Source organism: Streptococcus oralis (genome assembly GCF_003942875.1).
Classification (GTDB): domain Bacteria; phylum Bacillota; class Bacilli; order Lactobacillales; family Streptococcaceae; genus Streptococcus; species Streptococcus oralis_BX.
Map to the genome: position 1 here is coordinate 86,137 of NZ_RMVK01000001.1, position 12,526 is coordinate 98,662.

Genomic DNA, 12,526 nt, shown 5'->3' on the forward strand with positions numbered 1-12,526 from the left:
TTCGCCAACCTTTTTCTTATCCCCAAGTAATTTCTAATTGATAGCTGGCAAAGGGGTGTCCCTCTTGGTTTTGCAGTTGATAGGCGAGTTCAATCTTTTGCCCATCCAGTTGATAACGATTCGTTTGAATGATAAATTCCTGCATCCCCATTGGAGTCGGAATATAGGCTAAACTATCACTATCCTTTAGAAATCTCATAATAGTCTTCGGATTGGAAAAACGGGTCATCACCAGTTCTTGACCATGAAACTTGAGAACCACTTTTTCTTTTTCCTCATTATAAAAAAGCAGATAGCTATAATCCCCTTTTTCACACACTTCCACGTCATAAAGCTGGTCAATCACTTCCAACTGTTCATCAAACTGAATCGTATTTCGCATCCGAATCTTCACATCAAATCCTCTTTCTTGTCTCTTGTCCTACTATTTTACCAAAAAGAGCAGGATTTTGCTATAATGGTCATATGAATGAAAAAGTATTCCGTGACCCAGTTCACAACTACATCCATGTAAACAATCAGGTCATCTATGACTTGATCAATACAAAAGAATTTCAACGTCTTCGCCGTATCAAACAACTAGGGACTTCCAGCTATACTTTCCATGGTGGGGAGCACAGTCGCTTTTCCCACTGTTTGGGGGTCTATGAGATTGCACGACGCATCACAGAGATTTTTGAAGAAAAATATCCTGAAGAATGGGACCCTGCTGAGTCTCTCTTGACTATGACCGCTGCACTCCTTCATGACCTCGGGCATGGTGCCTACTCTCATACTTTTGAAAATCTCTTTGATACAGATCATGAGGCCATTACCCAGGAAATCATCCAAAGTCCTGAGACAGAGATTCACCAAGTCCTGCTACAAGTAGCGCCCGATTTTCCGGAAAAGGTAGCCAGTGTCATTGACCATACCTACCCTAACAAACAGGTCGTACAGCTCATTTCTAGTCAGATTGATGCAGACCGCATGGACTATCTCTTGCGCGACTCCTATTTTACAGGAGCATCTTATGGGGAATTTGACCTGACTCGCATCCTTCGAGTCATTCGTCCAGTCGAAAATGGTATCGCCTTTCAGCGCAATGGCATGCACGCCATCGAAGACTATGTTCTCAGTCGCTACCAGATGTATATGCAGGTTTATTTCCACCCAGCAACACGGGCCATGGAGGTTCTCCTACAAAATCTCCTCAAACGCGCCAAGGAACTCTATCCTGAAGACAAGGACTTCTTTGCACGCACTTCTCCACATTTGCTACCTTTTTTTGAAAAGAAAGTTACTCTATCTGACTATCTGGCACTTGATGACGGCGTGATGAATACCTACTTCCAACTCTGGATGACCAGTCCTGACAAGATACTAGCCGACTTGTCACAACGTTTTGTCAACCGCAAGGTCTTTAAATCCATTACTTTTTCAGAAAAAGACCAAGACCAACTCGCAACCATGAGACAGCTGGTTGAAGAAATCGGCTTTGATCCAGACTACTATACTGCTATTCATAAGAACTTTGACCTCCCTTATGATATCTATCGTCCCGAATCTGAAAATCCACGGACACAGATTGAGATTCTACAGAAAAATGGTGAACTGGCAGAACTCTCTAGCCTGTCTCCTATCGTCCAATCTCTTGCTGGCAGCCGCCACGGAGACAATCGTTTCTATTTTCCAAAAGAAATGTTGGACCAAAACAGCATCTTCGCAAGCGTTACCCAGCAATTTTTACACTTGATTGAGAACGATCATTTTACCCCAAATAAGAACGAATAGAGGAAATTTATGAGTATTAAACTAATCGCCGTCGATATCGATGGTACCCTGGTTAACAGTAAAAAGGAAATCACTCCGGAAGTCTTTTCTGCCATCCAAGATGCCAAAGAAGCTGGTGTCAAAGTCGTAATTGCAACGGGTCGTCCTATCGCAGGTGTTGCCAAACTTCTGGACGACTTGCAATTGAGAGACGAGGGTGACTATGTCGTAACCTTCAATGGTGCCCTTGTTCAAGAAACTGCTACTGCCCATGAGATTATCAGCGAATCCTTGACCTATGAGGATTATCTGGATATGGAATTTCTCAGTCGCAAGCTCGGTGTCCACATGCACGCTATTACCAAGGACGGTATCTATACTGCCAATCGCAATATCGGAAAGTACACGGTGCACGAATCAACCCTCGTCAGCATGCCCATCTTCTACCGCACCCCTGAAGAAATGGCTGACAAGGAAATCGTCAAGTGTATGTTTATCGATGAACCGGAAATTCTCGATGCTGCGATTGAAAAGATACCAGCAGAATTTTACGAGCGCTACTCCATCAACAAATCTGCTCCTTTCTACCTCGAACTCCTTAAAAAGAATATAGACAAGGGTTCAGCTATTACCCATCTAGCTGAAAAACTCGGATTGACCAAAGATGAAACCATGGCGATCGGTGACGAAGAGAATGACCGCGCCATGCTGGAAGTCGTTGGCAACCCCGTTGTCATGGAAAATGGAAATCCAGAACTCAAAAAAATCGCCAAATACATCACCAAAACAAACGACGAATCCGGCGTCGCCCATGCTATCCGTACGTGGGTACTGTAAAACTATCATTTTTCAATAAGAATTGATTAGCAATAAAATCCAATGAATTTTTTTAGCAAACTATTTAATTTAAAACAAAATAATCATACTAGAGATACAAATTCTGATTGTAACAATTTTTACCTAAACAAATTAGAGTGTGGCCTTACTCCTGGGCAACTCATACTCATAGATTGGACTCAAAAAACAGGGAGAAATTATAATTTCCCAAGATATTTTAAATACTCTCTTCAAATTGACCCTGAATCTACACACAATCAATTATACAAATTAGGATACTTCACTAAAAATAAGACTTTATCATATCTTAAAGTAGTAGAATTAAAAACTATATTATCTAAACATAATTTACCTACTTCTGGAAAAAAAGCAGAATTAATTACAAGAATAATTAATAATGTTAACGTTGAAAAATTAGATATTCCGTTCGAATTTAAACTAACAAAAGAAGCACAAAATCTTATTATCGAATATAATGACTATATCAAAGCATACTATGATAAAGACATAACTATGGAAGATTATTGTAAAGAAAAAAACAATATCTCTTTTAGAGCAAGTTTTGGTGATGTAAAATGGAGTCTCTTAAATAAACAAGCTCATAGGAATACTATATCAGGAGATTTTGGATGCTTATCTAACACACGAAATGCTCAGGGAAGACATTTGGAACAAGAAGGTAATATTAAACATTCTTTAATATATTACATAGAATCTTTGATAATTACTATTTCAGGATTAGAAAACAATTTTTCAGCCACTGATTATCCAGTATATTATCCCGATTTGATATCTGACTACTCACTAAAACATATTCAAACATTAATAGAATCAATATCTGATGACGATTATGATTTTGCCTTTGATGAGGCATTATTTCTCTTCTCAATTTTGAATGCAAATCATTTTTTATCTAAGGAAGATATTGACTATTTAAGATTTAATTTACTATGTTCCACTGCTGAAGAAATTAATAACTACTTAAAGAAATATGAATGTTATAGTTCTTTAAATAACTTAGAACTTGACGATTTTGAATAAATTGATTATACAAACATTTATATACTTGATACAGTCTCAATTTTATCAGAAGATTACCCAAATTTTTCAATAATAAAACGCATAATATTATGGAGATAAATCCCCTATATTATGCGTTTTTTGAATTTAAAGACCTTTTACGCAGCCTATGTGATGTCTAATTAATGCCCCCTGCAGCTTACAAATAGCCAAAATTTTATTAAAGTAATTTTTTATTATACTGTATAAAGTGGTTTTGACTCTAAGCTAGCTTTAAAATAATATGTTAGACTTAAAAAATTATTTATAATGACCAACTTGTTCCACCGTTACAGAAAGATTCACTGGTACTTTCTCTGTAACATCTTTTATTGCACCTTTTAAAGAAAAAGGTGTTAATTGATCTAATGAAGTTATATTCTCAACAATTTTATCAGTTTCTACTAAAAAATGTTTTATCATATACATATCTAAACTATCCAAAACAGATTCATTATAACCTTCTTTATACTCAAATTCGTAAAATAAATCTAAATGAAGATTACGTAATAAGATAGCTTCGTGTTTACCTTCTACTAAAACATCTAATAATAGAACTCTTTTTAATATATTCTCCTTACTAAAACCTATTTTTATAGAAAGATTAACTTCTTGGCTCTCTGAAATTGTCTCACCAGATTTATACTCGTCTAGCTCAAATGTATTATACTCTAATGTATTAATTTTACAACCATTATCTATTACTATATATTTCATCTTTAAGTTCCCAATGTATATCTAGAGCTTCTATCTGTTTCTTCACTTCCACATTTTTATTAATCGTAAAAGTGAGACTATTATTAAAGTTATTGTATTCTTTTAAACGTTTACAACGACTTTTAATGTTATTTTTATAATATTGCGTACAATCATCATTCAAATTTAAATGTAAATCAATTGAAGGAATTTTATTTGAAATTTTCGAAAAATCATTAATTTCCACTTTTGGAAAAATTTTATTAGCAATTTTTCCAATGCTGTAATTATTAGATTTCAAAAAGAAATTATGAATTGAAATTTCACCATCTATTACTTTGTATAGATTAGTAAGGTTAGGTTCAGTAATTAAAATTTCTTTTATATCTACCAAATGATCATTTTTCAACAAAGTCCTATCTTGCATGACATAAATCGTGTAAATCTTATCCAAGTGCGATACAATACCAAAGATCGGTTCATTTATTGCTAGTAAAGGCATTTTTATATCATTTTGCTCTACAATATTCATAATTTTATCAAAATTATTTATATCTCGATTTATCATATTATTTTTCCTCCACTCGTTTTTTATTCAAACGGAAATGGTCTAAATTCTTCACTCAATGATTTTAGTAAATTCACCATACTATCCTTATCATTGTTTCTCAATACGAAATTATAGTGAAACGTACTCGGTGTAGTATATTTTTTTTTAAAATCACGTTCCATCATTCCGAAGCCTTGATCTAAATCACCAACAAAATAATCGTCTATTCCATCAACAAACTTATCATTTATATTGTGTTTTATATAATCCATTTTTTCTTTTACTTCGCGAACACTCGAAGGGTCTTCTAATTTAATAAATGAGGTAGCAAATTGACCAATATTTTCATGAGTAACAATTTCTAATGGCGTAGGAGTAAATATAAAATCAAATTCTCCCTGAATATCCTTTGGAATTAAAGGAATTAGAATATCAGGTACTTTTCTTTTATTACCATTAATTATTTGTTTTACTATTGATTCTAGATTTGTTGGAAGGAAATACACCTCCTTATTTTTATTCAAATCTGGAACAAATCGTTGTGAATCTTTTTCTAATTCTGCAAGTTCCGATTCAAATGAATATGTATCATCCTTTTGAGTATCTTCATCATAGTTAAAATTTTTATATCGCAACCTGTCAAAATTTGATTTTGGACTAGCATATCTTACAAGAAGAACTTCAGATTCTTTTTGCAAGTCTATGTTACTCTTGTTTAATTCAACTTCTCCTTGATAGCCATTAAAGAAATATAATTCATCTTGGTTCTCTCTTTTTTTACAATATTTATCATAAAATTCTTGCATTTTCTCTTTACTCTAAAATTATTCAAAAATAATAATGTGTTTAATCATCCCCATATATTTCTTAAAATGGGTAATCAATTTTAGATATAGTCATTTCTAATTAAAACTATAAACTATATTATACCACACTATACTATTCTACCAAATATTAGTTATTATTTCAATTTTTATGATAGTCCTGCTGAACTTGACTTGACAATTGGGGGGTAATACATTTGTTATTATATGCTTTTGTTAATTATTACTTGTTTTAATTCAGGGGGATAGTAACGATTCTTCCCATTTTAACGCTCTCTATTCCATAACAATCAATTCATCTTGTTATGTATCTTAGTCCAGAAACATCCACACGAAATCTTTTTAAAATCTGTTTGAATTTTTGTACTTGCTTTCAGAGTTCATATTTCTGAACCTTATCATCATATGTAAATTCCATAATAAAAATAAGGACATTCTAATAAAGGAAGTCCTTATTTTTAAACTGATAGATATCAAAGTTCCTTTCCTGATCTACTTTGTTCTATATTCATAAAGTAAAAATATTATTGGTCAAATTTTGGTCACACTTTGGTCAAAAATTCCAAAAATACTAAACTATTTTAAAAAGCTAACTTGTGATGATTGCCTATAAACAAACATTTTGAATTTTCTTTGTCTTTCTTTACATTACTAAAAATGCCCCCTGCAGGAATCGAACCTGCAACTACTCCTTAGGAGGGAGTTGTTATATCCATTGAACTAAGGGAGCTAGAGAAAAACCCTGCTGGGTGAGCAGAGTTTTTAGTCGAATTAACGACGGATTTCTTTGATACGAGCTGCTTTACCTTGAAGAGCACGCAAGTAGTACAATTTCGCACGACGTACTTTACCGTAACGAACAACTTCGATCTTTTCAACACGTGGAGTGTGGATTGGGAAGATACGCTCAACACCTACACCGTTAGAGATTTTACGAACTGTGTAGTTTTCTGAGATGCCAGCACCTTTACGTGCGATAACAACACCTTCAAAAATCTGGATACGTTCACGGTTTCCTTCGACAACTTTCGCGTGTACACGAACAGTGTCACCAGGACGGAATGATGGGATATCTGTACGAAGTTGACCTTCAGTCAAGCTTTGGATTAATGGATTCATTTTATTCTCCTATCTTTGTCAATCTTGAGGAACCTTCCTCAGCGGATAAACTGTATTTTTGTGCGTCCATTACACACAAGATACAGTTTACCAAATTTCCACCTAAAAGTAAAGAAATTTATAGCAGAATTCCTAAAAAAATCGCTAGAAACCCGCCTATGTAAGTTAAGAGGAAATAGCTATAAAATAACTTCTTGTCACTTAACAGTCTTTGCAGCTCGTCATTCAAGGTTGAAAAGGTCGTCAACCCTCCACAAAAACCTGTCGCTAGGATGGCATAGATTTCCTTGGATTCCACATGATTGTAGAGTAGGCCGATCAAAAAACATCCTAGAAGATTGGCTATGAGAGTTCCCAATGGCAATTTAGAAGCTTGATTATAGCGGGAAAAGAAATAACGCACCAGGGCTCCAAGCCCGCAGGCGATTGCAAGATAAACGATTACCATTTCTTCCTCCCTAGAACATAAGCCAAGAGTAGACCTCCACCAATGCTCAAAAATAAGTAGATGCCTAAGCTAAGATAACGCCCGGTATCAAGCAGTTTTACTGCATCAAGCATTAGGCTAGAAAAGGTTGTCAGGCCACCACAAAATCCTGTCCCCAGCGCCAAAACCAAGCCTTTACTAGTTCCCTTATGGGCCAGATAGCCTTTTACCAGATAGATCAGGCAGAATATTCCCAGATAGTTGACAAGGAGGGTTCCCCAAGGAAAGTCAGGACTGGCTGGCAACTGACTAGATAGAAAATAGCGGACAAGTCCACCCAACATAGCAGCTAAAAAAATCCATAGCGGATAGAATTGTTCTTTTTTCATTTGATGTTTTGATCCTGATAGTCACGCGAACGTTTGAGAATATCTGAAAAAGTCGCAACAATGGTTTCTTGATAATTCTTATTGGTTACACGACTTCTTACCCTTTCAAAAATGACTTCTTCTCGCTTGCTATCTAAAATAGGTTTTCCTGAGGCTTTCTTATAGGCAACTACTCCCTCAACCAAATGCATCCGTTCTTCTAGGAGCTTGACGATTTGGTCGTCGATTTGATCAATTTCTTGCCGAATACTAGCTAAATCCATAGTGTCTCCTCCTTTATTTGAATTATTGTATCAAAAAGCCAGCAAATAGGCTAGTAAAATCTAGTTTAACTACTAAAAACTGCACTGACTCCTTCCAGTCAGTGCAGTTTGTTTCTTATCCTACTTTTGCAGCCAATTCTTCTGCGAATTGTTCCAAGCGTTCGATGTCTTCTTCTTCGGCAGAAAGGTCTACTTTAACGCACTCTGAACCTTTTTCAGCTCCTGTCGCTACAAATACACGATCAAAGTCATCAACAGCCTTACAGAATTCGTCGTAGAAGGTATCTCCTGAACCGACCACTCCGTAGATTTTGCCATTCAAGTTGAGATCAGCTAGGTCTTCGTAGAAGTCCATCATCTCATCTGGCAATTCTCCATCTCCGTAAGTGTAAGTCGCAACGATTGCGATATCCGCTTCCAAGAAGTCTGAAGCGTCAACAGTCGTACATTCATCAACATCGACATCCAAGCCCAAATCTCGCAATTTATCTGCTACAATATCTGCAATTTCTTCGGTATTACCGGTCATACTGGCAAATACAATTTTTGCTAATGCCATATCGTCCTCCTCAATTTATCTTTCTCCATTATATCATATCTTTTTCATTTTAAAAATAAAAATTCTTGTGCTACAATGAAATGAGAAAGAATTGAGGTTATTTATGGAAATTTGCCAGCAAATTTTAGAGAAAATTAAAGAATACGATACCATTATCATTCATCGTCATATGAAACCAGACCCTGATGCCTTGGGAAGTCAGGTAGGCTTGAAAGCCTTGCTCAATCACCATTTTCCTGAAAAGACCATCAAAGCAGTTGGTTTTAACGAACCAACTCTAATCTGGATGGCGGAAATGGATACTGTCCAAGACAGTGACTACCAAGGAGCTCTTGCTATTATTTGTGATACAGCGAATCGTCCTCGTATCGATGATAAACGCTACGAACAAGCTGCTTTCACCATCAAAATCGATCACCATCCCAATGATGATATTTATGGTGACCTATCTTGGGTGGATACAAGTTCAAGCAGTGCCAGTGAGATGATTGCATTATTTGCTCAAGAAAATCAGCTAGCTTTGTCTAGTGAAGCTGCACGACTTCTCTATGCAGGAATTGTCGGGGACACAGGGCGTTTTCTCTACCCTTCAACTAGTGCCCGTACCTTTAGAATAGCTGGCCAGCTCCGAGAAATTGATTTTGACTTTGCTGGACTGTCTCGTCAAATGGATACCATGAGCTTCAAGATTGCAAAATTGCAAGGGTATGTTTATGATCACTTAGAAGTTGATGAGAATGGGGCTGCACGCGTTCTGCTTACTCAAGACATCTTGGAAAAATATAAGGTTACGGATGCTGAAACAGCAGCGATTGTTGGGGCACCAGGTCGAATTGATACTGTTAAGGCTTGGGCTATCTTTGTTGAGCAAGCTGATGGTCACTTCCGTGTTCGAATGCGCAGCAAAATCACCCCTATCAATGAGATAGCCAAACGACACGACGGGGGAGGGCATCCATTAGCCAGTGGTGCCAATTCCTATAGTCTAGAAGAAAACGAACAAATATACCAAGAGCTGAAAGAGGTTCTACAGATTCACCAAGGCTAAGAAAGAATTTTCTTGGCCTTTTATATGCTAGATTCTTAAAATATACGGTTTCTTTGTACCTCAGTTTATGGTATAATAAATCAAACTGAATAAAAGGAGACTTAATAATGGAAAAAAATCGTTTGTATATTCTCATTTCTGCTGGAGTAGCCATTCTTGGTTCACTCTTGCCATGGGCTAGTTTAAATGCAGGTTCTTTTGGGTCCTATAGCGTGAATGGTTACCAAGGTGATGGTTGGTTTGTCATTATCGCGGCTATTGTGTCTATTGTTCTTGCTTGCTTGAATAATATGAATAAAGCAATGCCTAAAGGGTTCTCAATTGGTGTCATTGTTGCGGGTGCAATTGCAACTCTCGTCACACTAAATAGTCTCTTTAATGTAAATAAGTACATGTCTAACTTTGGTGGATATGGCATTTCAATCGGCTTTGGTTTGATTTTGGCTATTCTTGCTAGCATTGCACTAGTTGTAACTGGTCTCTTGGCAATGTCAGGTGGTAAAATTACAAAAGAGTCATTTACTGAATTAGCTGAGTCTGGTAAAGATTTTGCTCAAACTGTCGGACGTGTAACAAGCTCTACCGTTAAAACTGCGGTCGAAGAAATCAAAAAAGAATCTCAAGAACGTAAAAAAGAAGAAACTACTGCTGAAAAAACAGAGACAGCTAAAGAGGAAACCGAGCAAAAAGAAGAAGCTAAGGAACCAGCTAATGTGGAAGCTGAATCAACAGAAGAAAATGCAGAACCAGTAAAAGAAGAAACTACAGAATCTGAAACAAAAACAGAAGCTGAGCCAGTAGCCGAACCAACAGAAACAGAGGCTGAAGCTGAAACTGTAACAGAATCAACAGAAACAGAAACTACTGAATCTGAAAAAGAAGCTGAATCAGCGGCAGAAAAAACAGAACCAGTAAAAGAAACCGAAGTAAAAAATCAACAAGAAGAAAAAGCTCCAAATCAAGAGAACTAATCATTCTTCTACCCTCACTCCAGTAAACACTGGAGTGATTTTTTATCAAGATTTTTAATAAAATCAGGGAAAAGACTTGCCAAACTTATCAGAATCTGATAGACTAGTATGGTAACAATCTATGGCTCGCAAAGAGACCATGGCAGAAAGGAAATATTGCAAAATGAAAAAAGATATCCATCCAGAATATCGCCCAGTTGTCTTCATGGACACAACTACTGGTTACAAATTCCTTAGCGGTTCAACAAAACGCTCTAACGAAACTGTTGAGTTCGAAGGCGAAACTTACCCATTGATCCGTGTGGAAATTTCATCAGACTCACACCCATTCTACACTGGACGTCAAAAGTTCACTCAAGCAGATGGACGCGTGGATCGTTTCAACAAAAAATACGGTCTCAAATAATCAAAAAAAGAACAGTTACCACTGTTCTTTTTTTGTACTTCTTTTTATGAACCAACCCCTACTACTTTCTATTTGTCAAGCTTCACGCTGACACTATAATTGATGTCAAACGAGGTTAAAAAATATCGAAAAGAAGCTTGATATTGAGAATGGTCAAGATGATTGAAACTGCGTAACCTAGGATGGTGTTCCACTTGGCATTGGTGAATTCTCCCATCAGTGACTTCTTAGAGGTCAGATAGATTAAAGGGAAGATTGAAAACGGAAGAGCGATTGACAGAAAGACCTGTGAATAGACCAATAACTGATCCAAGGTTTTTTCTTGATGTCCAAACAAAACGGCGACTATAATCACAGGTAGCAAGGCAAAAATACGGGTAGCGATACGAATAATCCACTGAGGCAATTTCAGATGCAAGAAACCTTCCATGACAATCTGTCCTGTTAAAGTACCTGTAATGGTCGAATTTTGTCCACTTGCTAAGAGGGCTAGGGCAAATAAAGTTGACAGAGTTGAGCTGGCTATCGCTCCTGCTATTGTCGAATCCTGTAAAGCATTGTACATTTGAGAAAAAGCTGAAATTTCAGATGCATGACCAAAAAAGAGAGATGCCCCTAAAATGAGAAGCAAGGAATTGACAATAAAGGCTAGAGACAGCTGAATATTTGAATCCCAGGTCATAAAACGCACGGCTTTTCGAACATCCTTCTTATCTTTGTGATTGATTTTCCTTGTTTGGGATAGGGAGGAATGGAGATAGAGATTATGGGGCATGACTGTCGCACCTACAATCCCTAGAGCCAAAGTCAATTGGCTTTCATGACCTGGTAATGGTGTTTCAAATAATGTAGGAGTCGGTAAATAACCACCAAAGATACCCTGAATACTTGGACTGGATAAGACCACCAGATAGGTAAAGATGGCTAATATGGTTAAAATAAGAGTCGTAACAATGGCTTCAATTTTTTTGAAGCCAAATTTCATCAACAACAACAAAAGAAATACATCTAAAACGGTTAAGAGGATAGCGACCATAATCGGTATTTTAAATAAAAGATTTAAGGCAATCGCTGAACCTAGAACCTCGGCTAAGTCTGTTGCCATTAAAGCTAATTCTAAAATCAGCCACAAACTATAGCGAAGCCACTTGGGAGCATGATGAGCTGTTGCCTGTGCTAGGTCCATCCTAGTCACGATACCGAGCTTTCCAGCCATTTGTTGTAGTTGCATGGCAATGATGGAGGAAATCAAAATAACAAATAAGAGACTATATTTGTAGGAAGCACCACCAACCACACTGGTAATCCAGTTTCCAGGATCCATATAACCAACTGCTACAAGGGCTCCAGGTCCTAAAAAAGCTTTTAGATTTTGCCAAAAATGATTGTTATTCGGAGTTTCAATAGATTGGTTGATCTCAGAAAGAGAGACTTTTTTGTAAGAAGACATCGGAATTTTACACTTTCTAATCTGTCTTTACCTATTTTCTTAATGGAGTTTTTGAAAATATAATGAAAATAGTTTCCTATTTCCAATTCTTCCTTATTATATCACATTTTAGAATGATTCCTAAGAAAACAAATGATAGTTGAAATAAACAATATCAGTATTGTAAAAGCCAGCGT

General features: G+C 36.5%; 16 protein-coding genes and 1 tRNA gene. 6 read left to right on the forward strand and 11 right to left on the reverse strand.

Annotated features, from left to right (window positions below; all coding sequences use genetic code 11):
• Window positions 1–16: 16 nt before the first annotated feature.
• The gene (locus D8844_RS00455; protein ID WP_002879912.1) at window positions 17–394 is read right to left on the reverse strand and encodes a YwiB family protein; all 378 of its coding nucleotides are present in this window, start codon (window positions 392–394) and stop codon (window positions 17–19) included.
• A 71-nt stretch (window positions 395–465) separates the two neighbouring features.
• On the opposite strand from D8844_RS00455, the gene D8844_RS00460 reads away from it, so the two are divergent.
• From D8844_RS00460 to D8844_RS00470, 3 genes are read left to right on the forward strand one after another with little or no spacing between them, the layout of a single operon-like run.
• Entirely contained in the window at window positions 466–1,773 is a 1,308-nt protein-coding gene (locus tag D8844_RS00460; protein ID WP_001003526.1) for an HD domain-containing protein, read from the forward strand.
• Between the two features lie 9 nt (window positions 1,774–1,782).
• Entirely contained in the window at window positions 1,783–2,589 is an 807-nt protein-coding gene (gene yidA / locus D8844_RS00465; protein ID WP_000023482.1) for a sugar-phosphatase, read from the forward strand.
• A 42-nt stretch (window positions 2,590–2,631) separates the two neighbouring features.
• Entirely contained in the window at window positions 2,632–3,630 is a 999-nt protein-coding gene (locus D8844_RS00470) for an SAP domain-containing protein (RefSeq protein WP_125421022.1), read from the forward strand.
• Between the two features lie 279 nt (window positions 3,631–3,909).
• Here the strand turns inward: D8844_RS00470 and D8844_RS00475 are convergent, their stop codons facing one another.
• The 9 genes from D8844_RS00475 to D8844_RS00515 all read right to left on the reverse strand — a co-directional run bounded on the left by D8844_RS00475 (window position 3,910) and on the right by D8844_RS00515 (window position 8,475).
• Window positions 3,910–4,365 carry a hypothetical protein gene (locus D8844_RS00475; RefSeq protein ID WP_125421025.1) on the reverse strand — a complete coding sequence of 152 codons (456 nt, stop codon included), beginning with the start codon at window positions 4,363–4,365 and terminating at the stop codon, window positions 3,910–3,912.
• The gene (locus D8844_RS00480; RefSeq protein WP_125421028.1) at window positions 4,343–4,912 is read right to left on the reverse strand and encodes a hypothetical protein; all 570 of its coding nucleotides are present in this window, start codon (window positions 4,910–4,912) and stop codon (window positions 4,343–4,345) included. The genes D8844_RS00475 and D8844_RS00480 overlap by 23 nt, the downstream gene beginning before the upstream one ends.
• A gap of 23 nt (window positions 4,913–4,935) precedes the next feature.
• Window positions 4,936–5,700, reverse strand: a complete 765-nt coding sequence (locus D8844_RS00485; protein ID WP_125421031.1) for a hypothetical protein — start codon at window positions 5,698–5,700, stop codon at window positions 4,936–4,938.
• A 676-nt stretch (window positions 5,701–6,376) separates the two neighbouring features.
• Window positions 6,377–6,448, reverse strand: a tRNA-Arg gene (locus D8844_RS00490).
• A gap of 41 nt (window positions 6,449–6,489) precedes the next feature.
• Window positions 6,490–6,837 carry a 50S ribosomal protein L19 gene (rplS, locus tag D8844_RS00495; RefSeq protein ID WP_001068669.1) on the reverse strand — a complete coding sequence of 116 codons (348 nt, stop codon included), beginning with the start codon at window positions 6,835–6,837 and terminating at the stop codon, window positions 6,490–6,492.
• Window positions 6,838–6,955: 118 nt separating this feature from the next.
• Window positions 6,956–7,285: a fluoride efflux transporter CrcB gene (crcB, locus tag D8844_RS00500; RefSeq protein ID WP_125421034.1), complete on the reverse strand. Its 330-nt coding sequence runs from the start codon at window positions 7,283–7,285 to the stop codon at window positions 6,956–6,958.
• Window positions 7,279–7,653, reverse strand: a complete 375-nt coding sequence (crcB, locus tag D8844_RS00505; protein ID WP_125421037.1) for a fluoride efflux transporter CrcB — start codon at window positions 7,651–7,653, stop codon at window positions 7,279–7,281. Before crcB (D8844_RS00505) ends, crcB (D8844_RS00500) begins: the two co-directional genes overlap by 7 nt.
• Entirely contained in the window at window positions 7,650–7,916 is a 267-nt protein-coding gene (locus D8844_RS00510) for a chorismate mutase (protein WP_000362352.1), read from the reverse strand. The genes crcB (D8844_RS00505) and D8844_RS00510 overlap by 4 nt, the downstream gene beginning before the upstream one ends.
• Window positions 7,917–8,031: 115 nt before the next feature.
• The gene (locus D8844_RS00515; RefSeq protein WP_001162125.1) at window positions 8,032–8,475 is read right to left on the reverse strand and encodes a flavodoxin; all 444 of its coding nucleotides are present in this window, start codon (window positions 8,473–8,475) and stop codon (window positions 8,032–8,034) included.
• 103 nt (window positions 8,476–8,578) lie between these two features.
• On the opposite strand from D8844_RS00515, the gene D8844_RS00520 reads away from it, so the two are divergent.
• The 3 genes from D8844_RS00520 to D8844_RS00530 all read left to right on the forward strand — a co-directional run bounded on the left by D8844_RS00520 (window position 8,579) and on the right by D8844_RS00530 (window position 10,900).
• Window positions 8,579–9,523: a DHH family phosphoesterase gene (locus D8844_RS00520; protein ID WP_125421040.1), complete on the forward strand. Its 945-nt coding sequence runs from the start codon at window positions 8,579–8,581 to the stop codon at window positions 9,521–9,523.
• A 107-nt stretch (window positions 9,524–9,630) separates the two neighbouring features.
• Window positions 9,631–10,494 carry a DUF5336 domain-containing protein gene (locus tag D8844_RS00525; RefSeq protein ID WP_125421043.1) on the forward strand — a complete coding sequence of 288 codons (864 nt, stop codon included), beginning with the start codon at window positions 9,631–9,633 and terminating at the stop codon, window positions 10,492–10,494.
• A 163-nt stretch (window positions 10,495–10,657) separates the two neighbouring features.
• Window positions 10,658–10,900: a type B 50S ribosomal protein L31 gene (locus D8844_RS00530; RefSeq protein WP_000710762.1), complete on the forward strand. Its 243-nt coding sequence runs from the start codon at window positions 10,658–10,660 to the stop codon at window positions 10,898–10,900.
• Window positions 10,901–11,015: 115 nt separating this feature from the next.
• Here D8844_RS00530 and D8844_RS00535 read toward each other — a convergent pair whose 3' ends face one another.
• Window positions 11,016–12,350, reverse strand: a complete 1,335-nt coding sequence (locus tag D8844_RS00535) for an Nramp family divalent metal transporter (RefSeq protein ID WP_049506023.1) — start codon at window positions 12,348–12,350, stop codon at window positions 11,016–11,018.
• Between the last annotated feature and the right edge of the window lie 176 nt (window positions 12,351–12,526).

Coding starts and splice junctions, on each gene's coding strand:
- D8844_RS00460 (WP_001003526.1), top strand. CDS start 466: ATGAATGAAAAAGTATTCCGTGACCCAGTTCACAACTACATCCATGTA.
- D8844_RS00480 (WP_125421028.1), bottom strand. CDS start 4,912: ATGATAAATCGAGATATAAATAATTTTGATAAAATTATGAATATTGTA.
- D8844_RS00525 (WP_125421043.1), top strand. CDS start 9,631: ATGGAAAAAAATCGTTTGTATATTCTCATTTCTGCTGGAGTAGCCATT.
- yidA (WP_000023482.1), top strand. CDS start 1,783: ATGAGTATTAAACTAATCGCCGTCGATATCGATGGTACCCTGGTTAAC.
- D8844_RS00535 (WP_049506023.1), bottom strand. CDS start 12,350: ATGTCTTCTTACAAAAAAGTCTCTCTTTCTGAGATCAACCAATCTATT.
- D8844_RS00470 (WP_125421022.1), top strand. CDS start 2,632: ATGAATTTTTTTAGCAAACTATTTAATTTAAAACAAAATAATCATACT.
- D8844_RS00515 (WP_001162125.1), bottom strand. CDS start 8,475: ATGGCATTAGCAAAAATTGTATTTGCCAGTATGACCGGTAATACCGAA.
- D8844_RS00475 (WP_125421025.1), bottom strand. CDS start 4,365: ATGAAATATATAGTAATAGATAATGGTTGTAAAATTAATACATTAGAG.
- D8844_RS00485 (WP_125421031.1), bottom strand. CDS start 5,700: ATGCAAGAATTTTATGATAAATATTGTAAAAAAAGAGAGAACCAAGAT.
- D8844_RS00520 (WP_125421040.1), top strand. CDS start 8,579: ATGGAAATTTGCCAGCAAATTTTAGAGAAAATTAAAGAATACGATACC.
- rplS (WP_001068669.1), bottom strand. CDS start 6,837: ATGAATCCATTAATCCAAAGCTTGACTGAAGGTCAACTTCGTACAGAT.
- crcB (WP_125421034.1), bottom strand. CDS start 7,285: ATGGTAATCGTTTATCTTGCAATCGCCTGCGGGCTTGGAGCCCTGGTG.
- D8844_RS00510 (WP_000362352.1), bottom strand. CDS start 7,916: ATGGATTTAGCTAGTATTCGGCAAGAAATTGATCAAATCGACGACCAA.
- D8844_RS00530 (WP_000710762.1), top strand. CDS start 10,658: ATGAAAAAAGATATCCATCCAGAATATCGCCCAGTTGTCTTCATGGAC.
- crcB (WP_125421037.1), bottom strand. CDS start 7,653: ATGAAAAAAGAACAATTCTATCCGCTATGGATTTTTTTAGCTGCTATG.